Below are 23,646 nucleotides of genomic sequence, written 5' to 3' on the forward strand. Positions count from 1 at the left end.
CCGCGAACCAGGAGCCACTTCCGTGCACCAGGCCACGCTCACGCTCGATCCCGCCTTCAAGGTCGCCCCGGTACGCCGGCGCACCTTCGGCACGTTCGTCGAACACCTCGGGCGCTGCGTCTACACCGGCATCTACGAGCCGGACCACCCCACGGCCGACGACGACGGCTTCCGCGCCGACGTGCTCGCCCTGACCCGGGAACTCGGCGTGTCCACGGTCCGCTACCCGGGCGGCAACTTCGTCTCCGGCTACCGCTGGGAGGACGGCGTCGGCCCACGCTCCGAGCGCCCCCGCCGCCTTGACCTGGCCTGGCACAGCACCGAGACGAACGAGGTCGGCGTCGACGAGTTCGTCCGCTGGTGCCGTAAGGCAGGCGTCGAGCCCATGATGGCGGTCAACCTCGGCACCCGTGGCATCGAGGCCGCCCTCGACCTGCTCGAATACTGCAACCACCCGTCCGGCACCACGCTGTCCGACCTGCGCGTCGCCAACGGCTCGAAGGACCCGCACGGGATCGCGATGTGGTGCCTGGGCAACGAGATGGACGGCCCCTGGCAGACCGGCCACAAGACCGCCCGCGAGTACGGCAGGCTCGCCGCCGAGACCGCCCGCGCCATGCGCATGGTGGACCCGTCGCTGGAGCTCGTCGCGTGCGGCAGCTCCAGCTCCAGCATGCCGACCTTCGGCGCGTGGGAGGCCGAGGTGCTGGAGGAGGCGTACGACCTGGTCGACTACATCTCCTGCCACGCCTACTACGAGGAGAAGGACGGCGACCTCGGCAGCTTCCTGGCCTGCTCGACCGACATGGAGTACTTCATCGCCTCGGTCGTGGCCACCGCCGACCACGTCGGAGCCCGGCTGAAGTCGCGCAAGCGCATCGACATCTCGTTCGACGAGTGGAACATCTGGTACCAGTCACGGTTTCGCGACGACGGGACGCCCGCCGGCTGGCCGGTCGCGCCGCGGCTGCTGGAGGACCACTACCACCTGGCCGACGCCGTCGCCTTCGGCGGGCTGCTGATCACGCTGCTGCGCAACAGCGACCGGGTGACCGCCGCGTCGCTGGCGCAGCTCGTGAACGTGATCGCGCCCATCATGACCGAGCCGGGCGGGCGGGCGTGGAAGCAGACCACGTTCCACCCGTTCGCGCAGGCCTCCCGGCTCGCGGCCGGCGACGTGCTGCGGGTGGAGCCGGTCTCGCCGGTGTACGAGACGGCCCGGCACGGCGAGGTGCCGCTGCTGCACGCGGTGGCCACGCACGCGGAACGGGGCACCACGGTGTTCGCCGTCAACCGCTCGACCGACGCGCCGCTCTCCCTGGAGATCGACGCGCGGGCGCTCGGCGGCGTGCGCGTCGTCGAGGCCACGACCCTGACCCATGAGGACGTCCACGCCAGGAACACCGCCGACGACCCGGACCGGGTCGCGCCGCGGGCCAACGCGGACGTGGAGCAGGACCCGCTCCGCGTGCTGCTGCCCCCGGTGTCGTGGAACGTGATCCGCCTGGCCTGACCTCGCGAAGCTCTCAGGCGGCAGGGGCCGGGGCGGCCTGACCCGGAACGGTCAGGTGGCCGGACGGACCCGGGATGGCCTGACCCGGAACGCTCAGGTGGTCGGGGCCGGGGCGGTGCTCTCGCGGACGACCAGCTCGGGCTCGATCAGCCGGCGCTGGTCGGGCTCGGTGCCCGCCATCCGGTCGAGCAGCAGGTGGAAGGCGTGCCGCCCGACCTCGCCGAAGTCCTGGCGCACGGTCGTCAGCGGCGGCCAGAAGTAGGCGGACTCGGGGATGTCGTCGAACCCGGACACGCTCACCTCCTCCGGCACCCGCCGCCCGGCCTCGCGCAGGGCGCGCACCACGCCGAGCGCCATCTGGTCGTTGGCCACGAACACCGCGGTGACCTCGGGGTCGGGGGCCAGCCGCTGCCCCAGCTGGTAGCCGGAGCGCGAGCTCCAGTCGCCGCGCAGCACCTCGGGCACCGGCCGGTCCGCGGACTCCAGCACCTCGCGCCAGCCCTCGATGCGGCCGTTGGCGTCGAGCCAGTCGGCCGGACCGGCCACGTGCCACACGGTGCGGTGGCCGAGGCTGAGCAGGTGCCTGGTCGCGCGCACGGCCCCGGCCCGCTGGTCCACCTTGGCCACCGGCACCGGGATGTCGTCGCCGGCGTCGACCGCGACCACGGGCATCTCGGGCGGCAGGTGCCGCAGCCCGTCGGCGGCCGACTCGTGCGGCGCCACGATGATCACCCCGTCGACGGACTGGGCGCGCAGCCGCTCCACGCCCTCCTCCATCGACCTGCGGGTGAGCGAGGGCAGGCTGGCGATGCTGACGTTGAAGCCGGCGTTCCTGGCGGCCTGCTCGATGCAGTAGAGCGTGGAGGCGGGGCCGTAGAGCGTGGTGTCGATGCTGACGACGCCGAGCACCCCGGACCGGCCGGTGACGAGCTGCCGCGCGGCCTGGTTGGGCCGGTAGTCGAGCTCGCGCACGGCGGCCAGCACCCGCGCCCTGGTCTCCGCCTTCACCCGGTCGGGGGCGTTGAGCACCCGCGAGACGGTCATGGCGGAGACGCCGGCGCGGACGGCGACGTCCATGAGCACCGCGGGCCTGCCATTCCTGGATCGCACGATGCCCACCCCCTTATACCGATAACGCTAACAGGCAATTCCGCCGGACGCGCGGATCGCCGTCGGCCACGACAGGATCGTGTCCCCGTCCATGCTCATCCCTCCATCGAGCCGAGCTCGCGCCGCAGGTGCCGGCGTTCCGGTTCGGTCCCGGCCAGCTCCAGGGCCCGCCGGTAGGCGGTGGCGGCCTCGGCGCGGCGGCCGAGCCGCGCCAGCAGGTCGGCCCGCGCCGCGTGGTACGGGTGGTAGTCGCGCAGCCGGGGCTCGCCGGCGAGCTCGTCGAGGAGCGCGAGCCCGGCCCGCGGCCCGTCGCGCATGGCGATCGCCGCCGCCCGGTTCAGCGCGACGACCGGCGAGGGGACTATCGCGAGCAGCACGTCGTACAGGGCCACGATCTGGGGCCAGTCGGTGGTCGTGAGGTCCGCGGCCTCGTCGTGGAGGGCGGCGATGGCGGCCTGCACGGCGTACCGGCCGGGCGCGCCGCCCGTCAGGGCGGGCTTCACCAGCGCGCGGCCCTCCTCGATCATGGTGCGGTCCCAGCGGCTCCTGTCCTGGTCGGCCAGGAGCACCGGGTCGCCGTCCGGCCCGGTCCGCGCCTCGCGGCGGGCGTGGACCAGCAGCATGAGCGCGAGCAGCCCGGCGACCTCCCGCTCGGCGGGCAGGAGCCGGTGCAGGACCCGCGCCAGCCGCAGGGCCTCCTCGGCGACGTCGAGCCGTTGCAGGTCCGGGCCGGAGCTGGCCGCGTAGCCCTCGGTGAAGATCGAGTAGATGACCTGGAGCACGCCGGGCAGGCGGCCCGGCAGCTCGCCCGGCGTGGGGACGCGGAACGGGATGCGGGCCGTGCGGATCTTGTGCTTCGCGCGGACGATCCGCTTGGCCATCGTCTCGGTCGACACCAGCAGGGCCCTGGCCACCTCGGGCGTGCTCAGCCCCGCCAGGCACCGCAGGGTGAGCGCGATGCGGTCCTCGGAGGGGAGGGCGGGGTGGGCGCAGGTGAAGAAGAGCAGCAACCGCTCGTCGGGCAGGTCGGCGCCGGGCTCGGCCGCCGGCGCCGGTGCGGCGCGGTCGACCTCCACCTGCAGGAGGGCGAGCCGGGCGGCGTGCGCCTTGTCCCGGCGCAGGCGGTCGACCGCCTTGCGCCGGGCCGTGGTCAGCAGCCAGGCGCCCGGCTTGGGCGGGATGCCGTCGACCGGCCAGCGGACCAGGGCCGTCTCGATGGCGTCGGCGGTCACCTCCTCGGCCAGGTCGAGATCGCCGAAGCGGCGCACCAGCGACGCCAGCAGCCGGCCCTGCTCCTCGCGGAAGACCGCCTCCACGGCGGCCCGCCCGTCCACGGGACTCAGCCCTCGAAGTCGGCGACCGGGCGCACCACGACCGAGCCGCCGCCACGCGCCCCCGGGCAGCGGGCCGCCCAGTCGAGGGCCACGTCGAGGTCGGGCACGTCGATGACGTAGTAGCCGCCGAGCACCTCCCGCGTCTCGGCGAACGGCCCGTCGGTGGCGACGGTCCGCTCGCCGTCCGGCGCGACCCGGACGGTCGTGGCGGTGGTGAGGTCGGCCAGGGAGTGCCCGTCCACGAGGATGCCGGCCTCCTTCACGGACTTGTCGTAGACCTGCCAGTCCTCGAACGTGCACGCGTCGGCGGTGTCGGCGCCGGTGGGGGCGCTGTTGATCAGGAGCATGTACTTCATGGGGTGTCCTTCCGTGTCGTGGCGAACGTGCCGTACACCATCACTACGAGGCGGCCCCCGTCAGATGGACATCTCCCTCGAAGATTCTTTTCACGCCCGCGAAGAGGCCGGGACGGCGAGAAGCCCCACACGCGTGACGTGCGGGGCTTCTCGAGGCGGTGGTGGACGATACTGGGATTGAACCAGTGACCTCTTCCGTGTCAGGGAAGCGCTCTCCCGCTGAGCTAATCGTCCGTTGGAGGTGGAGACGGGATTTGAACCCGTGTAAACGGCTTTGCAGGCCGCTGCCTCGCCTCTCGGCCACTCCACCGAGTCGAACCTCTCCGAGCGGAAGACGGGATTCGAACCCGCGACCCTCACCTTGGCAAGGTGATGCTCTACCACTGAGCCACTTCCGCACGGCCGCATGAACGCCGCCATGCACAACTTTAGCGCGTTTGCCGACCGGATGCTCCCCGGCGCCGCGGCGGCCGGTCCCCTCGAATACCCCTTACGTCCTCACCTGCGCTACAACTGTCGGGATGAAGATTGGGCCGATCGAGGTGTGGCCGCCGGTGGTGCTGGCGCCGATGGCGGGCATCACCAACGCGCCGTTCCGGGTGCTGTGCAGGGAGCAGGGCGCCGGGCTGTTCGTGTGCGAGATGATCACGACGCGCGCCCTGGTCGAGCGCAATCCCAAGACACTGCGGATGATCAGGTTCGCGGACTCCGAGCGGCCCAGGAGCATCCAGCTGTACGGCGTGGACCCCGCGATCGTGGGGCGGGCGGTCCGGATGATCGCCGAGGAGGACCTGGCCGACCACGTCGACCTCAACTTCGGCTGCCCCGTGCCCAAGGTGACCAGGCGCGGCGGCGGGTCCGCGCTGCCGTACAAGCGGAATCTGCTGCGGCGCATCCTGCGGGAGGCGGTCGCCGCCGCCGGGTCGCTGCCGGTGACGATGAAGATGCGCAAGGGGATCGACGACGACCACCTGACCTACCTCGACGCCGGGCGCATCGCCGCCGAGGAGGGGGTCGCGGCCGTCGCGCTGCACGCCCGCACGGCCAAGCAGCATTACGGGGGAGTGGCCGACTGGGAGGCGATCGCCCGGCTGAAGGAGGCCGTGCAGGACATCCCCGTGCTGGGCAACGGCGACATCTGGTGCGCCGACGACGCCCTGCGGATGGTGGCGCGCACGGGGTGCGACGGCGTGGTCGTGGGGCGTGGGTGCCTGGGGCGGCCGTGGCTGTTCAGGGACCTGGACAATGCGTTCAACGGCAGGCCCGAGCGGGCCCGGCCGTCGCTCGGCGAGGTCGCCGAGGTGATGGCCAGGCACGCCGAGGGCCTCACCGCCTGCTTCGACATCGAGCGCTACGCCATCGCCGACTTCAGGAAGCACGTCGGGTGGTACCTGAAGGGGTTCACGGTCGGGTCCGAGCTGCGGCGGGAGCTGGCCACGGCGGAGTCGCTGGACGGCCTGCGCGAGAGCCTGGCGAAGCTGGAGCACGACCAGCCGTGGCCGCCCAACACGGACACGCCGAGGGGCAAGTCGGGTGAGCGCTCCAAGGTGCTGCTGCCGGACGGATGGCTGGACGACCCGTGGGACTGCCCGATCCCCGGTGGCGACGCCGAGTCGGACATCTCGGGTGGTTAGTGCGGGCCGGTGGCCTCGGTGCCGCAGGGGCCGCCGCCCACGGCCGGCTCCAGCCGGACGGGCTCGCCCGACATCGTGAGCGTCGGGTAGTACTCGGCGATCCGCTCGGCCGAGCGGCCGGCGTAATGGCAGATGAAGCTGCGCCGGAAGCGGTCGGCGGTGGTGTTGGGCTCCGAGCCGTGCACCAGGCTGCCGTTGAAGAAGAGCACGTCACCGGGCTCCATGTCCACGGGCACCCTCTCCAGGCCGGGCGGCGGCGGGACGTACTCCCGGGTGAACGAGACGCCCTGGTCGGCCTCCTCCGGGCAGAACAGGTCCATCAGGTGCGTCCCCGGCACGACCTCCAGGCCGCCGTTCGCCCGGTCCACCCGGTCGAGCGCCACCCACGCGGCCACGCACGTGCCCGGCTCGACCCGGAGGTAGAAGTTGTCCTGGTGCAGCGCCTGGCCCCTGGCGCCCGGCGGCTTGAAGTAGAACATGCTCTGGGCTGCTATCGGCTCCTCGCCGAGCAGCTCGCGGAGTATCGCGGCGATACGCGTGTCGAGCAGGTAGCGCAGGGCCAGGTCGTTCACCTGGTGGGGGTGCATGATGCGCGGGTAGTCGCGGAGAATGTCGTACGGCTCGCCGGGAACCTGCGGCTGAGGGGAGAAGTGCCCCTCGATCGGCCCCCTGGCGTGCAGCGCCATGAACTCGTCGCGCAGCCCGGCCACCTCTTCGGGGTCGAGCAGCCCGGACACCAGCACGTATCCCTGATCGCGGAAGTCGTTGAGCCTCATATGTCCCACGCTACGGAGCGCCATCGGGTAACGGTATGCCTGTGACCGCTGAGGACATGTCCGTTCCTGCTGCCGAGCTGACGATCGTGGGCCACTACGACAAGGCGCCCGGCTACGCCACGCGCCGGCCCACCGGGTCGCCGAGCTGGCTGCTGCTGTGGACCGAGGCGGGGGCGGGGCTGGTGGAGCAAGGCGGGGCGTCGTTCGCGGCCCGCGCGGGGGATCTGGTGGTGCTCGGGGCGGGGGTGTCCCAGTTCTACCGGGTGCTGCCCGGCGAGGAACGGTGGCGCTTCTGGTGGGTGCACTTCCAGCCCCGGGCCCCGTGGGCGGCCTGGCTGGGCCCGTACGCGCGGGGCGGCGGGTCCCACCTGGTCGACGGCGTACCGGACGGGGTGCGCGAGCGGATCGGGACGGCGTTCGAGCGGGCGCTCCGGGACGCCCGGTGGGTGCCCGGCGCGCCGCTCCCGGCTCGCGGCACCATGCGAACGCCCGCCGTGGTCGTGGCCGGGCCGGCCCTCGAGCTGGTGCTGGGCGCGGTCGAGGAGGTGCTGGTGCTCGCCACCGCCTCGGCGCGGCCGGAGGGGGCGGCGAGGCCCGAGGAGGGCGACGAGCGGGTACGCCGCGTCCTCGCGCTCATCGCGGCGGAGCCGGGCGCGCCGCACACGGTCGGCTCGCTCGCCCGGGTCGCGGCGCTCTCGCCGTCCCGCTTCGCCCACCTGTTCGCCGCCGAGACCGGGCGCACCCCGATGCGCGCGGTCAGGGAGGCCCGGGTGCGGCACGCGGCCGGCCTGCTGGAGGTGACGGACCTGGACGTGGGGCAGGTGGCGGCGGCGTCGGGGTTCGTCAGCCCGTTCCACTTCAGCCGGGCGTTCAAGCGTGAGTACGGGGTGCCGCCCCGCGACTACCGCGCCCGGCTGCGGAGCGGTTAGCGGGTGACGGGCAGGGGACCCCTGTCGGGGGTGAAGAGCTGGTCGTCCAGGTGGTCCACCGCGTACTCGATGGCCCCCACCACCACGCACTCGTCCCCGAGCGTCGACGGCAGCACCTCGGGCATCCGCATGCACGTGCGCCGCAGCCGCTCCCGCAGCGGCCCGAGCAGCACGTCGGACGAGCGCGAGAACCCGCCGCCCAGCACCACCATCTGCGGGTCGAGGATGAGCACCATCGCGGCCGTGCCCACGGCGAGGTCGTCGACGTACCGCTCGACGGCGGCGAGCGCCACGGGGTCGCCGGCGCGGGCGGCGGCCAGCGTCCACCCGGCCGCGTCCTCGGGCGCGGTGTCCTCGGGGACCGACGGGCAGGTGTTGAGGTGCTCGGGGGCGTCGAACCAGCGGGACTCCGGCAACATGGAGATCTCGCCGGCCGCCGCCCCGAACCCCCTGTGCACCTTGCCGTCGATGACCAGCCCGGCCCCCATGCGGCGGCCGACGTGCAGGAACACCAGGTCCCTGACGCCCTTGGCGGCGCCGCGCCTGGACTCGGCCATGGCGGCCAGGCGGCTGTCGTTCTCGATGAGCACCTGGCAGGGGAACATCTCCCGCAGCTTGCCCGCCAGGTCGAGGTCGCGCCAGGCGGGCACGGCGGCGGAGTAGATGACGCGCCCCTCGACGTCGATCACGCCGATGGTGCCCACCGCGATCGTCCACAGGTCGGAGACCGACGTGCGGCTGAGCGCCAGGCACCCGGACACCGCCCGCTCGATCGCCGACAGGCGCTCCTCCAGCGAGGCGTCGGGCAGCACCGGCTGCCGCGTCTCGGCGAGGATCTCGCCATCGAGGTCGGACAGGGCGGCGCGGATGTTGTGGCCGCCTATGTCCACGCCGACCAGGTAGCCGCTGTCGGCGCGGAAGCGGTAGCGGCGGGCCGGGCGGCCCATCGTGCCGGGGCTCGGCGGCACCTCCTCGACCCAGCCGAGCTCCATGAGCTCGGCGGTGACCTCTTTCATGGACGGGCGCGACAGGCCGGTCCGCTCGGCCAGTGCCGACAGGGTAAGCGGGCCCGCCCTGCGCAGCTCCCGGATGGCCGTCAGAGAGTTGAGCTGCCGCAGCCGGGACAGGTCGCCGCCGCGAACGTCAACCATCGCCGTCCTTAAGTAGGTGTCCTCTGTAACCGTAGATTATGCCAGCGATCGGCGGGTGTACGCGCCACGCTCATCTCCCGTTATTGCCGGGAAAAGCGGTCATTGACCCCACCAGTACGCCGATGCTACTAATGAAGCGCTCCTTCGTAAGTCGAGAGGATTGAGATGTCGTTCGCGGACATCGGCGAGATCATGTACGACCCGGGCCGGGCCCGCGTGTTCGAGCACGGCTGGCAGTCGTGGAGCCCCACGGGCGCGTACCGCCTGGCGGACACCCCGCCGAGGCCCGCCGACGAGACCATCCAGATCCTCGCCTACCGCCCCGAGACCCCCGTACCCGACGGAACCTTCCAGGGCGAGGGGCTGCTGGCCGTCGAGCCGGGCGACGGCTCCGTCGAGCTCTGGTCGGCGCCGAGCCCCCTCCAGGTGCCCTCGATCCGGGCCCGCGAGGAGGGCGGCCGGCTGGTGATCTCCGCCGACGGCCCGGTACGCCACCACCGCGGCGAGCACGGCCTCGACCGGGCCCTGCGCGACTGGGCTGACACCATGGCGGAGCCGCGGGCGTTCCCGGCCGTCCCGCCCATGTGGTGCACCTGGTACGGCTACTGGGGCAAGGTCACCGACGCCGACGTCATCGAGAACCTGGAGCTGTCCGAGCGGCACGGCCTGGGCGCCGACATGTTCCTCATCGACGACGGCTACGAGGCCGAGATCGGCGACTGGCTGGACGGGCGGCCCGAGTTCGGGTCGCTGGCGCGGGCCGTGGACGCCGTCACGGGCGCCGGGCGGCGCGCCGGCATCTGGACGGCGCCGTTCCTCGTCGGCCACCGCAGCCGCCTGTTCCGCGAGCACCCCGACTGGCTGGTCCAGGGCGCGTACGCGGGCCGCATGTGGGACCAGGAGCTCGCGGTGCTCGACGTCACCCACCCCGAGGCGGCCGAGCACCTCGTGAACGTCTTCCGCACGTTCGCCGCGATGGGGATCAGCCACTTCAAGCTCGACTTCGTCTACGCCGGCGCGCTCGCGGGCGGCCGGCACGAGGACCTGGACCCCATCGCCGCCTACCGGCGCGGCCTGGAGCTCGTCCGCCGGGGCGCGGGCGAGCAGGCGACCCTGCACGGGTGCGGCGCGCCGATGCTGCCCAGCATCGGCCTGGTGGACGTCATGCGGGTCAGCCCGGACATCGCGCCGACCCTGCAGCCCAAGTCGGGCGACATCAGCCAGCCGTCGCAGCTCGGGGCCCGCCTCACGGGCGCGGCCCGCGAGTTCCTGCACGCCCGCTGGTGGGTCAACGACCCCGACTGCATCATCCTGCGCCCCGAGGTGGAGGCGCGGGAGGAGTGGGCGGCGCACATCGCCGCCACGGGCGGCCTGCGCGGGTCGAGCGATCCGATCGCCGCGCTGGACGACTGGGGCCTGGAGACCACCCGGCGCCTCATGGTCCCGACGGCGACGGACCCGTCGTGACGAGCCAGACCGTGAGCGGGACCGCCGGCCTGACCGAACCGGCTGTCAAGAGGCGGCGCCGGGGCGGGTGGCACGCCTACCTGTTCGTGGCCCCCAGCCTGTTCGGCGTGGTGGCGTTCCTGCTGCTGCCCATGGTGATCGTGCTCGTCCTCAGCCTGTTCGACTGGGAGCTGCTGTCGGCCCCCGAGTTCGCCGGCCTGGACAACTACGTCCGCCTCGCCGGCGACGGGGAGGCGTGGCACTCGCTCGGGGTGACGATCGCCTACGTCCTGCTGTCGATCCCCTTGCAGACGGTGCTCGCCTTGGCCCTGGCCATGCTGCTCAACCAGCGGGTCAAGGGCGTCAGGTTCTACCGCTCCCTGTTCGTCGTGCCGTGGATGGCCACCCCCATCGTGCTGGCCCTGATCTGGAACTGGATCTTCGACCCCCGCGACGGCGCGATCAACAGCGCGCTGGCGCTGGTCGGCGTCACCGGCCCCGACTGGCTGTCCGACCCCACGTGGGCGCTGCCCGCCGTGGCCCTGGTCAGCGTCTGGCAGTACACCGGCTACAACATGCTGTTCTTCCTGGCCGGGCTCCAGGGCATCCCGAAGGAGCTGCACGACGCGGCCGAGACCGACGGCGCCACCCCGGCGCAGCGGTTCTGGCGGGTCACGCTGCCGCTGCTCAACCCCACGATGTTCTTCGTCAGCGTGACCAACCTGATCGGCGCGTTCCAGGTGTTCGACACCATCTACGCGATGACGGCCGGCGGCCCCAGCCAGACCACCGAAGTGATCAACTTCCGGATCTACCAGACCGCGTTCAAGGAGTTCGACTTCGGCTACGCGGCCACGCTGTCGACGCTGCTCTTCCTGATCATCTTCCTGGTGACGATGGCGCAGGTCAGGTTCTTCGGCAAGCGCACCACCTACGACCTGAGCTGAGGAGAAGCCATGGCCAAGCGAATCCTCCTGTACGCCGCGCTCGCCGTCGGCGCCTTCGTCTCCGTCTTCCCGTACCTGCTGGTCGTGCTGACGGCGTTCAAGACGCAGGCGCAGCTCAGCCAGACCGCGCCGTGGTTGCCCGGGCTGCCGCCGACGGCGGACAACCTCGTCGAGATGCTGGAGAGCGACTTCCCGCGCTTCCTGCTCAACACCGCCGTCATGACGGCACTGCTGACGGTCGGCCAGCTGGTGTTCACCACGTTCGCCGCGTACGCGTTCGCCCGGCTCCGCTTCCGGGGCAGGGATCTGCTGTTCTGGCTGTTCGTGGCGACGATGATGGTGCCCAGCGCCGTCACCATGATCCCGCTGTTCCTGATCATGCGGGAGCTGGGGCTGATCAACACCTGGTACGGCCTGCTCGCCCCCTACGTGCTCGGCACGCCGTACGGGATCTTCCTGATGCGGCAGTTCTTCAAGACCCTGCCCGCCGGCCTGGAGGAGGCGGCCCGGATCGACGGGGCGGGCCCGCTGACGATCCTCCTGCGCGTCATGCTCCCGCTCTGCCGCCCCGCGCTGGGCACGCTGGCGATCATCACGGTCATCTCGTCGTGGAACAGCTTCCTCTGGCCGCTGATCATCACGAGCGGTGACGACACCAAGGTCATCACGGTCGCCATCGCCACGCTCAAGCAGGGCATCGGCGTCGACTACAACCTCATGATGGCCGGCAGCCTGATCGCGCTGGTGCCGATGGTGGCCATCTTCGTCTTCTTCCAGAAGCACATCGTCAGATCGGTCGTCCTGACCGGCCTCAAGTAAGAATCGGCTCCAAGTAAGAAGAGGTCAGCGAATGTCGCTCAACCCCCCGGTTCGCTGGGCGCTGCTCGGCGCCGTCATGCTCGCCCTCACCGCCTGCGGCTCGGGCGGCGGCGGGTCAGACGGCGGATCAGAGAAGGTCACGTTGACGTACCGGCTCTGGGACGAACAGCAGAAGGCCGGCTACGAGAAGGTCATGGCCGCCTTCGAGAAGGCCAACCCGGGCATCGACGTCACCATCGAGCTGCTGCCGTACGACCAGTACTGGACGAAGCTCACCGCCGACGCCGTCGCCGGCACCGCCCCCGACGTGTTCTGGATGACGCCCACCCAGTTCCCCGAGTACGTCACCAAGGGCGTGCTGGCCCCGGTCCAGGCCGACACCGCGAAGTACCACCAGACCGTGGTCCAGTCCTTCACCTACGAGAACAAGCTGTACGGCATGCCCAAGGACTGGGGGATCGTCGGCCTGCTCTACAACAAGGACCTGTTCGAGCAGGCCGGCGTGGAGATGCCGGAGAAGCTGACCTGGGCCGAGGACGGCACCGGCACCCTGCTCGACACGGCGCGCAAGCTCACCGTGGACGAGGCCGGCAAGCACCCGGACGAGGCCGGCTTCGACCCCGCCAAGGTCAAGACGTACGGCTTCGCCTCCTGGAACCACTACCAGACCCAGTGGATGAACTGGGTCAGCTCCAACGGCGGCAAGCTCGTCGACCAGCCCTTCGGCAAGTACGCCTTCAACGACCCCGCCTCGGTCAAGGCGCTGCAGTTCGGCGTCGACCTGGTGAACAAGTACCACGTCTCCCCGCCCGCCACCCAGACCAACCCGCCCACCGGCAAGGTCACCGACATGTTCAAGGCGGGCCAGGTCGCGATGTTCCCCGCCAACAACGCGCTGCTGCCGTTCGTGGCGCCCGAGGCGACGTTCGAGGTGGGCGTGGCGGCCATGCCGGAGGGGCCGAAGGGCCGCTCGGTCAACCTGAACGGCCTGGCCGAGGCCGTCTACGCCAAGAGCAAGCACCCCGAGGAGGCCATGAAGCTGGCCGCCTACCTCGGCACCGAGGAGCCGCAGAAGCTGATGGCCGACGGCGGCTACGTCTTCCCCGCGCTCAACGGCCTGAGCCAGGGCTACGTCGACTACTGGAAGGCCAAGAAGGTCGACGTGACCCCGTTCGTGGAGGAGGCCGAGGGCTCGACCTTCCCCCTGCCGATCACCACGGGCTTCACCGGCTTCGAGACCAAGCTCAACCAGATCTTCAACGAGATGTATCTCGGCAAGCTCTCCCCGCAGGCCGCCGCCGACCAGGCGGTCGCCGAAGGCAACGCCACCATCAAGTGAGGACCCCCATGATCACCCGGCGTTCACTGTTCGCCGGGGGCGCGAGCCTGGGCGTTTCCGCCGCACTGGGCGCCGCCGCCCCCGTGCGCGCGGCCGCCCGCCGCACCCCCGTCACCGACCCCTTCCAGCTCGGCGTCGCCTCCGGCGAGCCCACGCCCGACGGCGTGGTCTTATGGACGCGGCTCGCCATGGACCCCGTCGCGCTCGACGGACTCGGCGGCATGCCGGGCCGTCCGGTGCCGGTCCAGTGGCAGCTCGCCAAGGACGAGAACTTCCGGCAGGTCGTCCGCCACGGCACCGAGGTGGCCCGCCCCGACGCGGCCCACAGCGTGCACGTCGAGCTCGACGGCCTCGACCCGGGGGCGGAGTACTTCTACCGCTTCAGGACCGGCCAGGACATCAGCCCCGTCGGGCGCACCCTCACCGCCCCCGCCCCCGGCACCCGCACCCGCGCGCTGAACCTGTCGTTCACCTCCTGCGCCGACTACCAGACCGGCTGGTTCACGCCGTACCGCCGGATGGCCGAGGACCAGCCCGACCTGATCGCCTTCCTCGGCGACTACATCTACGAGTACGGCGACTACAAGTACCCCGTCCGCGACCAGGCCGGCGGCGAATGCCTCGACCTGGCCGGCTACCGGCTGCGCCACGCCCAGCACAAGGCCGACCCCGAGTCGCAGCTGGCCCACGCCATCGCCCCGTGGGTCGTGGTGTGGGACGACCACGACATCGAGAACGCCTGGGCCGGCGACGTGCCGGAGCAGCCCGACCCGCCGTTCCTGGAGCGCAGGGCCGCCGCCTTCCAGGCGTACTACGAGAACATGCCGCTGCGCCGCGCCCAGAAGCCGGACGGCTCCGCGCTCAGGCTCTACCGCAGCATCCGCTGGGGCGCCGTCGCCAACCTGCACATGCTGGACACCCGCCAGTACCGCGACCTGTACGCGTGCACCGGCAGGAGCGGCACCGTCGGCCCCGACTGCCTCGACCGCCTGGAGCCCAACCGGACCATCCTCGGCCAGGAGCAGGAGGCGTGGCTGGACGGCGAGCTGCGCGGCTCGCGCGCCACCTGGGACCTGCTCGGCCAGCAGGTCTTCTTCATGGAGATGGACTGGACCAACGGCGAGGGCAAGGGCTACTCCAACGAGGGCTGGGACGGCTACGTCGCCTCCCGCAACCGCCTGACCGCCGCCATCGACGACTACAAGCGCAACGCCGTCGTGCTCACCGGCGACGTGCACTCCCACTGGGCCGGCGAGGTCAAGCGCGACTACCAGGACCCCGAGTCGAAGTCCGTGGCCGTCGAGCTGGTCACCACCTCGGTGACGAGCGCCGGCAACGGCCTGGACGAATACCCCAACACCCAGGTGCTGCTCGACGAGAACCCGCACGTCAAGTTCTTCAACGGCCGCCGCGGCTACGTGCGCGCCAAGCTCACGCAGCAGGAGATGAAGGTCGACTTCCGGTCGCTCTCCCGCATCACCGAGCCGTACGCCCCCGCCTACACCTCCGGCTCCTTCGTCATCGAGCCGGGCACCCCCCGGCTCAACCCCGCCTGACAGGACCTCCCCATGCGCATCCTCACGGCCGCCGCCGCGGCGGCCCTCCTCGCCGTGCCCTTCATGCCCTTATCCAGCACCGCCGCCTCATCCACCGGGGCCGCCGCGGCCCCGCCCATGGGCTGGAACAGCCGCTCGCTCGGCTGCTCGGTCTCCGAGTCGTCGGTGCGCCAGGCCGCCGACGCCCTCACGCCGCTCGTCCCCCTCGGCTACCGGTACGTCGTCATCGACGGCTGCTGGCTGGCCGCCCAGCGCACCGACGGCGCCCTGGCCCCCGACGCCGCCCGCTTCCCGAGCGGCATGAAAGCCCTCGCCGACTACGTGCACGGCAAGGGCATGAAGCTCGGCCTCAGCCTGTCGGCCGGCACCCAGGCCTGCTCCGGCGGCGGCCCCGGCTCCTACAGGAGCGAGGCCGCCGACGCCCGGCAGGTCAGGGACTGGGGCGTCGACTACGTCAAGTACGACTGGTGCAGCGTGCCCACGGCCGACTTCCCCGGCCAGAACGTGCAGCAGATCGCCCAGGCCCTCTACCCGCCCATGCGCCAGGCCCTCGGCGACGACGTCGTCTTCGCCATGAACAACGAGGACGGCAGCACCGTCCCGTGGCTGTGGGGCAAGGACGCCGGCGCCACCACCTGGCGCACCAACGTCTACAACCGGCCCATCGCCGACGCCTACCCCACGATGGTCGACATCTGGGAGTTCAACCAGCTCAGGGCCGAGTACGCGGGCCCCGGCAGCTGGGCCGACCCCGACCTGATCCAGGCCGGGCGGGGCGGGATGACCGAGGCCGAGTACCGCACCCAGTTCACGCTGTGGGCGATGGGCGCCGCCCCGCTCATCCTCCAAGCCGACCCGGCCGCCGCGCCGCCCGCTGTCGTCGCCAACCCCAAGGTGATCGCGGTCGACCAGGACCCGCTCGGCGTGCACGGCACGTTCGTCTCGACCGACGGCTGGTACCACGTGCTGGCCAAGCCGCTGGCCGGCGGCGACCGGGCCGTCGCGCTGTTCAACGAGAGCGACCGCGCGGCCACCGTCTCCACCGACCTGGGCGGCGGGTCGCGCTACCGGGTCGAGGAGCTGTGGAGCGGCGCCGTGGCCTCCACCAGGGGCGAGCTGTCGGCCCAGGTCCCCGCGCACTCCGCGCTGCTCTACCGGGTGTCCGAGAGCCGCGGGCAGGCGCCGCCGCTGGTGACGTTCGAGGCCGACCCGCCCCGGTTCCTCGGCGACGACCGGCCCTCCACCCTCGAACCGGGCAAAACCGGGGAGATCATCACCAAGGTCACGAACACCGGCGACACCGGGCGGCTGCGCGACGTCGAGGTCGCGGCCCGCGTACCGGACGGGTGGCGGGCCGAGGCCCGCACGCCGGCGACGGCCGGCCGGCTCGACGGCGGCGAGACGTTCGCGGTGACGTGGGCGGTCACCCCGCCCGCCGGGACCGCGCCGGGCTCCTACGACCTCACGTTCACCCAGTCCGACGGGCAGGGCACGCGCAGCGCCGTGGCCGTGGTGACCGTCGCCACCGCGCCGGGCTCCGGCCGTACCTACCTCAGCGACGCGGCCTGGACCCGCGCCACGAGCCACTTCGGTCCCGTCGAGAAGGACACCAGCAACGGCGAGCGCGCCGCCGGTGACGGCAACCCCATCACCATCGGCGGCGTCACGTACGCCAAGGGCCTCGGCGCCCACGCGCCCGCCGACATCGAGTACTACGCCGGCGGGCGCTGCTCGACGGTCGAGTTCCAGGCCGGGATCGACGACGAGGTCGGCTCCGCCGGCTCGGCCGTCTTCGAGGTCTGGGCCGACGGGGGCCGGGTCGCCCACACGGGCCTGCTGACGGGCGCCATGCCCGCCGCGAAGGTCACCGCCTCCGTCGAGGGCGCCCGATACATCCGGCTGGTCGCGACCAACGGAGGCGACAACGCGACCTCCGACCACGTCGACTTCGCCGACGCCACCATCACCTGCCAGTAAGGCACCTGCCCGTAAGGAGATCGCCGTTGCTGATCGTTCCCAAGCCCGTCAAGCACGAGCCCAGGCCGGGGACGTTCGTCCTCGACCGGGAGACCTCGCTCGCCGCCGACCCGGCGCTCAGCGCGGTGGCCGCCTGGCTGCGCGGCGAGCTCGCCCCCGTCACCGGTGGCGAGCTGCCGCCGGCGGGCTCGGGAGGGATCAGGCTGACACTGGGCGACCTGCCGCCGGAGGCGTACCGGCTGACCGTCGGCCGCACGGTGGAGATCGTCGCGGGCGGGCCGGCCGGCGCGTTCTACGGCGCGCAGACGTTCCGTCAGCTCCTCCCGCCCGCCGCCTTCAGGAGAGCGGGAGGCGGCCCGTTCGAGGTGCCCGGCGCGTACGTCGAGGACGCGCCCAGGTTCGGCTGGCGCGGCTGCCTGCTCGACGTCGCCCGGCACTTCATGACCAAGGCCGACGTGCTCCGCTTCATCGACCTGATCGCCCTGCACAAGCTGAACGTGCTGCACCTGCACCTCACCGACGACCAGGGCTGGCGGATCGAGATCCGCCGCCACCCCAGGCTCACCGAGGTCGGCGCGTGGCGCAAGGAGAGCCAGACCGGCTGGAACGGCGCCATGGACGGCCGCCCGCACGGCGGCTACTACACCCAGGAGGACATCAAGGAGATCGTCGCCTACGCCGCCGCCCGGCACGTCATGGTCGTCCCCGAGATCGACCTGCCGGGGCACACCCAGGCCGCCATCGCCGCCTACCCGGAGCTGGGCAACCTGGACACGCCGCTGGAGGTGCGCACCACCTGGGGCATCGGCCAGAACGTGCTCAACGTCGAGGACGGCACGGTCAAGTTCTTCCAGGACGTGCTGGACGAGGTGCTCGAGCTCTTCCCCAGCCCGTACATCGTGCTCGGCGGCGACGAGTGCCGCAAGGACCAGTGGCGGGCCAGCCCTGCGGCGCAGCGGCGCATCGCCGAGCTGGGCCTGCGGGACGAGGAGGAGTTGCAGAGCTGGTTCATGCGCCAGTTCGACGTCTACCTGGCGGCGCGCGAGCGCCGGCTCGTCGGCTGGGACGAGATCCTGGAGGGCGGGCTCGCGCCCGGCGCGGTGGTCGCCTCGTGGCGGGGCGAGCTGGGCGCGGTGGCCGCCGCCAGGGCCGGCCACGACGTGGTCAACTGCTCCAACACCAGCGTCTACTTCGACTACCGGCAGGGGCCGGGGGAGGACGAGCCGGTGCCGTTCGGGACCGTGCTCACCCTGGAGGACGTCTACGCCTTCGAGCCCGTGCCCGCCGAGCTGCGCGGCGAGCCGGCCGCCGAGCGCGTGCTGGGCGCGCAGTGCGGCGTCTGGACGGAGCTGATCGACTCCAGCCGGCGCGTGGACTACATGGCCTTCCCGCGGCTGGCGGCCTTCGCCGAGACGGTGTGGTGCCCGCCGGAGCGGGACCTGCCCGACTTCCACGCGCGGCTGGCGGGGCACCTGCCCCGGCTGGACGCGATCGGCGTGGAGTACAGGCGCGCGGACGGGCCGCTGCCCTGGCAGACCCGGCCCGGCGTGCCGGGCCGGCCGGAGGACCCGGAGCGGTGGCAGGCCCAGCTCGACGCCTGGACCAGCAACCTGCGCTCGCCCTGAGCCCGGCCGATCGCTCGCCCTGAGCCCGGCCGATCGGACGTCGCGATGGCGCCGGGCCGGCCGGTCAGACGTCGACGGGCCCGCCGCTGCGCCAGTAGACGTTGTCCCGGCGCGACAGCAGCCCCTCGTCCACCAGGTAGCGCCGCAGCGCCGCGTAGTCGTCGTGGAAGGCCCGCAGCGCCACGTTCACGTCCTTCTCGGCGTAGCGCACGCCCGGCTCGAACACCGCGGCGATGTAGCGCAGCACGACGAGCCGCTTGTCGCGCCGCATCGCCGTCGTCGTCAGCCGCCCGTCCACGAGGAACGTGCGCAGCACCCGCTCCTCGGCGCTCAGCCGCTCGGGCGGCTGGGCCCGCGCCCGCAGCAGCTCGCGGAAGCGCTCGGGGGTGGCCCGCCACTTGCCGCTCTCGTCGCACGCCGCCAGGCCCGCGCCGGCGAGCTTCGCGAACGTCCTGGGCGGCACGCCGTCGGCCGCCTCGCCCAGCACCAGGGAGGCGAAGGCGCGTAACGTGTCGTCCTGGGAGAGCAGCCCGAGGACGCGCCTGATCTCTTCGTCGTTCATCGCTTCCATTCTGGCCTCACCACCAGGGCCCCGTTACCGGCCGCGACCTCGGGCGGGCGGCAAATGTCTCGATCTTGCGACATTGCCATGACACGACCCCGACGTACTCCGGGCGACACTGAATCGACAGGCCTGTGCCGGGGCGCCCTTGCCAGTCCGTTCCGGCACACGGCTTGTCCTTATCCAGCTCTCAGAGCCGGTTGAGCCCGATCACGTGCAGGACGGCGCGGCCCTCCTCGTCGGACGCGGCCAGGTCGACCTGGGCGTCGATGCCCCAGTCACCGTCACCGGCCGGATCCTTGATCGTCTGGCGCACCTTCCAGAGCCCGCTCTCCTCCTCGATGCGCAGCAGCGCGGGCCCGCGGGCGTCGGCGTCGGTGAAGATCTCCTCGTGGTCGGCGTAGTACGCGTCGAGCGCCGCGCCCCAGTCGACGTCGGGGCCGAGCTCCTCAAGCTCGTCCTCCTTCTCCAGCGCGCAGAGCTCGACCAGGCGGAACATGGCGTTGCGCACCAGCACGCGGAAGGCGCGCGGGTTGGCCGTGACCGGCCGCACCTTGGTCTCCAGCTGCTCCTGCCGCTCCAGCGCCTCGGCCGGGTTGGTCAGCTTCTCCCACTCGTCGATGAGCGAGGAGTCGACCTGGCGGACCAGCTCGCCGAGCCACTCGATCAGGTCGACCAGGTCGTCGGTCTTGAGGTGCTCGGGCACCGTGCGCGACAGCGTGCGGTAGGCGTCGGCCAGGTAACGCAGCACCGTGCCCTCGGACCTCGCCAGCTCGTAGAACTGGATGTACTCGCTGAAGGTCATGGCCCGCTCGAACATGTCGCGCACGACCGACTTGGGGCTGACCGTGTAGTCGCCCACCCACGGGTGCCCGCGCCGGTAGGTCTCGTAGGCGCCGAGCAGCAGGTCGTCGAGCGGCATCGGATACATGACCTCGGCCAGTTGCTCCATGCGCTCCTCGTACTCGATGCCGTCGGCCTTCATCTGCGCGACCGCCTCGCCGCGCGCCTTCTTCAGCTGCGCCGACAGGATCTGGCGCGGGTCGTCGAGGATCGACTCCACGATCGAGACGAGATCGAGGGCGTAGGACGGCGACTCGCGGTCGAGCAGGTCGAAGGCGGCCAGCGCGAACGTCGACAGCGCCTGGTTGAGCGCGAAGTCCTCCTGCAGCTCGATCGTCAGCCTGGCCCGCCTGCCCTGCTCGTCGGGCTCGGCGAACTGCTCCACGATGCCGCCCGCCAGCAGCGACCGGTAGATCGCGATGGCCTGGCTGATGTGGCGCCGCTGCCACTTGCGGTCCTCGTGGTTGTCGGTCAGCAGGTGCTTCATCGCCTGGAAGCAGTCGCCGGGCCGGTTGATCACCGCGAGCAGCATGGCGTTGCTGACCTTGAACCGGGAGGCGAGCGGCTCCGGCTCGGCGGCCTGGAGTTTCTGGAACGTGTCCTCGCTCCAGCCCACGAACCCCTCCGGCGGCTTCTTGCGGGCGTAGCCGCGCCGCCGCTTGGGGTCGTCGCCGATCTTCGCCAGGGCCTTGGCGTTCTCGATGTCGTGCTCGGGGGCCTGGCAGGCGACGTAGCCGATGGTGTCGAACCCGGCCCGGCCGGCCCGGCCCGCGATCTGGTGGAACTCGCGGGCGCGCAGGCGGCGCACCTTGTTGCCGTCGTACTTCGACAGCGCCGTGAACAGCACCGTCCTGATCGGCACGTTGACGCCGACGCCGAGCGTGTCGGTGCCGCAGATGACCTTCAGCAGGCCCGCCTGGGCCAGCCGCTCCACCAGCCGCCGGTATTTGGGCAGCATCCCGGCGTGGTGCACGCCGATGCCGTGGCGCACCAGCCGCGACAGCGCCCGCCCGAACCGGGTGGTGAACCGGAAGCCGCCGATCATCGTGGCGATGGCCTCCTTCTCGGCCTTCGTCGCCATGTTGATCGACATCAGCGCCTGGGCCCGCTCCATGGCCGCAGCCTGCGTGAAGTGCACGACGTAGACCGGCGCCTGCCCGGTCTTGAGCATCTCCTCCAGCGTCTCGTGCAGCGGGGTCATCACGTAGGAGTAGATCAGCGGCACCGGGCGCTCGGAGTGCTTGACCACCGCCGTGGGCCGGCCCGTGCGCCTGGTCAGGTCGCGCTCGAACATCGACACGTCGCCGAGCGTGGCCGACATCAGCACGAACTGGACGTTGGGCAGCTCCAGCAGCGGCACCTGCCAGGCCCACCCGCGGTCGGGCTCGGCGTAGAAGTGGAACTCGTCCATGACGACCTGGCCGATGTCGGCCGCCGCGCCGTCGCGCAGCGCCACGTTGGCCAGGATCTCGGCCGTGCAGCAGATGATCGGCGCGCCCGCGTTGACGCTGGCGTCGCCCGTCATCATGCCGACGTTCTCGGTGCCGAAGATCGCGCACAGGTCGAAGAACTTCTCCGACACCAGCGCCTTGATCGGCGCGGTGTAGAAGGTGCGCTGGTCGCGCGTCAGCGCGGTGAAGTGGGCGCCCGCCGCCACCAGCGACTTGCCGGAGCCGGTCGGCGTGGCCAGGATCAGGTTGCTGCCGGAGACGACCTCGATGAGCGCCTCCTCCTGGGCGGGATAGAGGGTGAGCCCGCGCTCGGCATTCCACTGGACGAACGCGTCGAAGATGGCGTCGGGGTCGGCGTCGATGTCGTCGGGCAGGCGGTCAACGAGAAGGCTCACGCCTCCTATCCTGCCGAAGTTTGCCGTGTGGTCGAACCGTCAATCCAGGGCGAGCTGGAACAGCACCGTGTCGATCCAGCGCCCGTGCTTGAATCCCACCGCGCTTAGCCGCCCGGCCTCCTCGAACCCGAACGCCTTGTGCAGCCGCGCCGAGGCCGGGTCCCCCGAGTCGGCGATCACCGCGACGAGGCGGTGGGCGGGCGTCCGCCGGACCTGCGCGATCAGCTCGCCGAGCAGGAGCCCGCCGAGCCCCCGTCCGGTGAACCCCGGCGCCAGGTAGATCGAGTCCTCCAGCGTGTGGCGGTAGGCGGGCTTGGGGCGGTACTGGGAGGCGTAGGCGTATCCGGCGACCTGGCCGTCCACCTCGGCCACCAGGAACGGCAGGCCGGCCCCCGCGATGCCGTCCGCCTTCGCCCGCCACTGGTCCAGGGCGGGCGGGGTCTCGTCGAACGTGGCGACGCTGCCGGTCACGTAGTGGCCGTAGACGGCGGCGACGGCGGGGAGGTCGGACTCGGTGAGCGCCCGGACGTTCGTCATGGGCCACATTCTGCCCGCGGCCATGTGACGGCCGTGTTTCCGAACCCTCACACCCGCGCCCGCGGGGCCGTCATCAGCAGGCCGCCCAGCAGGGCGAGCACCGCGAGGAACGGCCCGCCGCCGGGCGCGAACCCGCCGACCGTCAACGTCAGCACCCCGCCGCCGATCAGCGCCACGGCCGCGAGCGTGCCGCCCCACCCGGCCCGCCCGTACGGCAGCGCGGGCGGCGCCTCGAACCTGGCGAACCCCTTCAGCAGCGGCCACATGACCAGGCACAGCAGCCCGAACCAGACCGGCCACCCGGCCAGCCACAGCGCGCTGCCTGGCCGCGGCGTGTCGACGCCCAGCAGGACCACCACCACGCCGGTCACGGTGAACAGGGCGGGCATGTGCCACAGGTACACCGTCATGATCCGCGGGCTCGCCCAGGCCAGCAGCCGGCCCGTGGGCAGCCGCACCAGCCACGGCCGCAGCAGCGCGGCCAGCCCGATCTGCCCGATGCCCACGGCCAGCATGGCGAGGGTGGGCGGGGCCATGTTCGACACCTCGGCGCCCGGCAGGCCGATCATGCTGCCCGGGTACGGGCCGTAGGCCACCAGGAGCGCGGCGGCGCCGAACCCGCCGAGGGCCAGGGCCCACGGCCGCCGCAGGCGGCCCTGGACGTAGAAGAAGCCGAACTGGTGCACCGCCATCCAGACGAACACGATGTTCAGGTAGCCCACGGCCTCGAACCCGGTGGCGAAGCGCGCCACGTCCGTCAGCACCGCCCCGGCCGCCAGCGCGGCGGGGACCAGCAGGCCGTACCTCTCGTGCAGGCGCAGCGCGAGCGGGGTGGCCGTGACGGCGATCAGGTAGACGGCGAGGAACCACAGCAGCTGGCCGGTCAGCTTCGCGCCGACCTCCAGCGGCTGCGCCGGCACGCCCAGCGACAGCAGCACGTGGGGGAGCGGGATCCACACCGCCGCCAGCGGCAGCAGCGGCCAGGCCAGCCGCCGCAGCCGCGCCGCCAGCCAGCGGTGCGGGTTCGCGCCGGAGCGGCCGAAGCTGATCGCGTTCGCCGCGCCGCCCGCGAAGAACACCAGCGGCATGACCTGGCTGATCCACGTCACCACCCACACGCCCGGGGTGGACAGCGCGTTGCCCGTGGTCAGCCGGCCGCCGTCGTAGGTGAGCACGGGGATCGTCCAGTGCTGGAACACGATCAGCGCCATGCCGAGCACCCGCAGCAGGTCGATGAACGGGTCCCGCACCGCCGTGCGCGCGCCTTCCGCGCCGCGCGGCCGTGTGGCCGCTTGGATGGGGCGGTCCATCAGGACGGTCATGGGGGAGCCTCGATTCGGGAGCGA

At 71.9% G+C, this 23,646-nt stretch carries 19 protein-coding genes and 3 tRNA genes; 10 read left to right on the plus strand and 12 right to left on the minus strand.

What is annotated here, in order from left to right:
- Positions 1–22: 22 nt before the first annotated feature.
- Positions 23–1,513 carry an arabinosylfuranosidase ArfA gene (gene arfA / locus FH608_RS22705; RefSeq protein WP_139632586.1) on the plus strand — a complete coding sequence of 497 codons (1,491 nt, stop codon included), beginning with the start codon at positions 23–25 and terminating at the stop codon, positions 1,511–1,513.
- Positions 1,514–1,606: 93 nt separating this feature from the next.
- Here the strand turns inward: arfA and FH608_RS22710 are convergent, their stop codons facing one another.
- The 6 genes from FH608_RS22710 to FH608_RS22735 all read right to left on the minus strand — a co-directional run bounded on the left by FH608_RS22710 (position 1,607) and on the right by FH608_RS22735 (position 4,711).
- Complete coding sequence (locus tag FH608_RS22710; RefSeq protein ID WP_226899787.1) at positions 1,607–2,623, minus strand: LacI family DNA-binding transcriptional regulator; 1,017 nt, start codon at positions 2,621–2,623, stop codon at positions 1,607–1,609.
- 95 nt (positions 2,624–2,718) lie between these two features.
- The gene (locus tag FH608_RS22715; RefSeq protein ID WP_226899788.1) at positions 2,719–3,957 is read right to left on the minus strand and encodes an RNA polymerase sigma factor; all 1,239 of its coding nucleotides are present in this window, start codon (positions 3,955–3,957) and stop codon (positions 2,719–2,721) included.
- 5 nt (positions 3,958–3,962) lie between these two features.
- The gene (locus tag FH608_RS22720; RefSeq protein WP_139632587.1) at positions 3,963–4,313 is read right to left on the minus strand and encodes a YciI family protein; all 351 of its coding nucleotides are present in this window, start codon (positions 4,311–4,313) and stop codon (positions 3,963–3,965) included.
- A gap of 159 nt (positions 4,314–4,472) precedes the next feature.
- Positions 4,473–4,547 (minus strand) — tRNA-Val (locus FH608_RS22725).
- A gap of 2 nt (positions 4,548–4,549) precedes the next feature.
- Positions 4,550–4,623 (minus strand) — tRNA-Cys (locus FH608_RS22730).
- A gap of 16 nt (positions 4,624–4,639) precedes the next feature.
- Positions 4,640–4,711, minus strand: a tRNA-Gly gene (locus tag FH608_RS22735).
- A 123-nt stretch (positions 4,712–4,834) separates the two neighbouring features.
- Between FH608_RS22735 and dusB the strand changes: the two genes are divergently transcribed.
- Positions 4,835–5,947 carry a tRNA dihydrouridine synthase DusB gene (gene dusB / locus FH608_RS22740; protein WP_139632588.1) on the plus strand — a complete coding sequence of 371 codons (1,113 nt, stop codon included), beginning with the start codon at positions 4,835–4,837 and terminating at the stop codon, positions 5,945–5,947.
- Here the strand turns inward: dusB and FH608_RS22745 are convergent.
- Entirely contained in the window at positions 5,944–6,723 is a 780-nt protein-coding gene (locus FH608_RS22745; protein ID WP_226899789.1) for a phytanoyl-CoA dioxygenase family protein, read from the minus strand. The genes dusB and FH608_RS22745 overlap by 4 nt on opposite strands.
- Positions 6,724–6,779: 56 nt before the next feature.
- Between FH608_RS22745 and FH608_RS22750 the strand changes: the two genes are divergently transcribed.
- The gene (locus FH608_RS22750) at positions 6,780–7,652 is read left to right on the plus strand and encodes an AraC family transcriptional regulator (RefSeq protein WP_226899790.1); all 873 of its coding nucleotides are present in this window, start codon (positions 6,780–6,782) and stop codon (positions 7,650–7,652) included.
- On the opposite strand, the gene FH608_RS22755 is transcribed toward FH608_RS22750, so the two are convergent.
- Positions 7,649–8,803 (minus strand): ROK family transcriptional regulator, encoded by a 1,155-nt coding sequence (locus FH608_RS22755; protein WP_139632591.1) that lies wholly within the window; start codon positions 8,801–8,803, stop codon positions 7,649–7,651. The genes FH608_RS22750 and FH608_RS22755 overlap by 4 nt on opposite strands.
- Positions 8,804–8,968: 165 nt before the next feature.
- Here FH608_RS22755 and FH608_RS22760 point away from each other — a divergent pair, with 165 nt between their 5' ends.
- From FH608_RS22760 to FH608_RS22790, 7 genes are read left to right on the plus strand one after another with little or no spacing between them, the layout of a single operon-like run.
- Entirely contained in the window at positions 8,969–10,270 is a 1,302-nt protein-coding gene (locus FH608_RS22760; RefSeq protein ID WP_139632592.1) for a glycoside hydrolase family 36 protein, read from the plus strand.
- Positions 10,267–11,196: a carbohydrate ABC transporter permease gene (locus FH608_RS22765; protein WP_226899791.1), complete on the plus strand. Its 930-nt coding sequence runs from the start codon at positions 10,267–10,269 to the stop codon at positions 11,194–11,196. Before FH608_RS22760 ends, FH608_RS22765 begins: the two co-directional genes overlap by 4 nt.
- A 9-nt stretch (positions 11,197–11,205) precedes the next feature.
- On the plus strand, positions 11,206–12,015 hold the full coding sequence (locus FH608_RS22770) for a carbohydrate ABC transporter permease (RefSeq protein WP_139632593.1): 810 nt from the start codon (positions 11,206–11,208) through the stop codon (positions 12,013–12,015).
- Positions 12,016–12,046: 31 nt separating this feature from the next.
- Complete coding sequence (locus FH608_RS22775; protein WP_139632594.1) at positions 12,047–13,354, plus strand: ABC transporter substrate-binding protein; 1,308 nt, start codon at positions 12,047–12,049, stop codon at positions 13,352–13,354.
- A gap of 8 nt (positions 13,355–13,362) precedes the next feature.
- Positions 13,363–14,910 (plus strand): alkaline phosphatase D family protein, encoded by a 1,548-nt coding sequence (locus FH608_RS22780; RefSeq protein WP_139632595.1) that lies wholly within the window; start codon positions 13,363–13,365, stop codon positions 14,908–14,910.
- A 12-nt stretch (positions 14,911–14,922) separates the two neighbouring features.
- Complete coding sequence (locus FH608_RS22785; protein WP_139632596.1) at positions 14,923–16,887, plus strand: NPCBM/NEW2 domain-containing protein; 1,965 nt, start codon at positions 14,923–14,925, stop codon at positions 16,885–16,887.
- 26 nt (positions 16,888–16,913) lie between these two features.
- Positions 16,914–18,512 carry a beta-N-acetylhexosaminidase gene (locus FH608_RS22790; protein ID WP_394367694.1) on the plus strand — a complete coding sequence of 533 codons (1,599 nt, stop codon included), beginning with the start codon at positions 16,914–16,916 and terminating at the stop codon, positions 18,510–18,512.
- Positions 18,513–18,576: 64 nt separating this feature from the next.
- On the opposite strand, the gene FH608_RS22795 is transcribed toward FH608_RS22790, so the two are convergent.
- The 4 genes from FH608_RS22795 to FH608_RS22810 form a co-directional block, all read right to left on the minus strand.
- Positions 18,577–19,074, minus strand: coding sequence for a DUF2087 domain-containing protein (locus tag FH608_RS22795; RefSeq protein WP_193318565.1), 498 nt, complete (start codon positions 19,072–19,074; stop codon positions 18,577–18,579).
- Between the two features lie 190 nt (positions 19,075–19,264).
- Complete coding sequence (locus FH608_RS22800) at positions 19,265–21,772, minus strand: DEAD/DEAH box helicase (protein WP_139632598.1); 2,508 nt, start codon at positions 21,770–21,772, stop codon at positions 19,265–19,267.
- Positions 21,773–21,802: 30 nt separating this feature from the next.
- Positions 21,803–22,300 (minus strand): GNAT family N-acetyltransferase, encoded by a 498-nt coding sequence (locus FH608_RS22805; RefSeq protein ID WP_139632599.1) that lies wholly within the window; start codon positions 22,298–22,300, stop codon positions 21,803–21,805.
- Between the two features lie 47 nt (positions 22,301–22,347).
- Complete coding sequence (locus tag FH608_RS22810) at positions 22,348–23,622, minus strand: acyltransferase family protein (RefSeq protein ID WP_139632600.1); 1,275 nt, start codon at positions 23,620–23,622, stop codon at positions 22,348–22,350.
- Between the last annotated feature and the right edge of the window lie 24 nt (positions 23,623–23,646).

The organism is Nonomuraea phyllanthi (genome assembly GCF_006334985.2).
Taxonomy (GTDB): Bacteria; Actinomycetota; Actinomycetes; order Streptosporangiales; family Streptosporangiaceae; genus Nonomuraea; species Nonomuraea phyllanthi.

Bases quoted from the DNA above. Each gene is read 5' to 3' on its own strand.
- FH608_RS22780 (WP_139632595.1), top strand. From the start codon at position 13,363: ATGATCACCCGGCGTTCACTGTTCGCCGGGGGCGCGAGCCTGGGCGTT.
- FH608_RS22755 (WP_139632591.1), bottom strand. From the start codon at position 8,803: ATGGTTGACGTTCGCGGCGGCGACCTGTCCCGGCTGCGGCAGCTCAAC.
- FH608_RS22795 (WP_193318565.1), bottom strand. From the start codon at position 19,074: ATGAACGACGAAGAGATCAGGCGCGTCCTCGGGCTGCTCTCCCAGGAC.
- FH608_RS22805 (WP_139632599.1), bottom strand. From the start codon at position 22,300: ATGACGAACGTCCGGGCGCTCACCGAGTCCGACCTCCCCGCCGTCGCC.
- FH608_RS22785 (WP_139632596.1), top strand. From the start codon at position 14,923: ATGCGCATCCTCACGGCCGCCGCCGCGGCGGCCCTCCTCGCCGTGCCC.
- FH608_RS22775 (WP_139632594.1), top strand. From the start codon at position 12,047: ATGTCGCTCAACCCCCCGGTTCGCTGGGCGCTGCTCGGCGCCGTCATG.
- FH608_RS22770 (WP_139632593.1), top strand. From the start codon at position 11,206: ATGGCCAAGCGAATCCTCCTGTACGCCGCGCTCGCCGTCGGCGCCTTC.
- FH608_RS22720 (WP_139632587.1), bottom strand. From the start codon at position 4,313: ATGAAGTACATGCTCCTGATCAACAGCGCCCCCACCGGCGCCGACACC.
- FH608_RS22745 (WP_226899789.1), bottom strand. From the start codon at position 6,723: ATGAGGCTCAACGACTTCCGCGATCAGGGATACGTGCTGGTGTCCGGG.
- FH608_RS22750 (WP_226899790.1), top strand. From the start codon at position 6,780: ATGTCCGTTCCTGCTGCCGAGCTGACGATCGTGGGCCACTACGACAAG.
- dusB (WP_139632588.1), top strand. From the start codon at position 4,835: ATGAAGATTGGGCCGATCGAGGTGTGGCCGCCGGTGGTGCTGGCGCCG.
- FH608_RS22810 (WP_139632600.1), bottom strand. From the start codon at position 23,622: ATGACCGTCCTGATGGACCGCCCCATCCAAGCGGCCACACGGCCGCGC.
- FH608_RS22760 (WP_139632592.1), top strand. From the start codon at position 8,969: ATGTCGTTCGCGGACATCGGCGAGATCATGTACGACCCGGGCCGGGCC.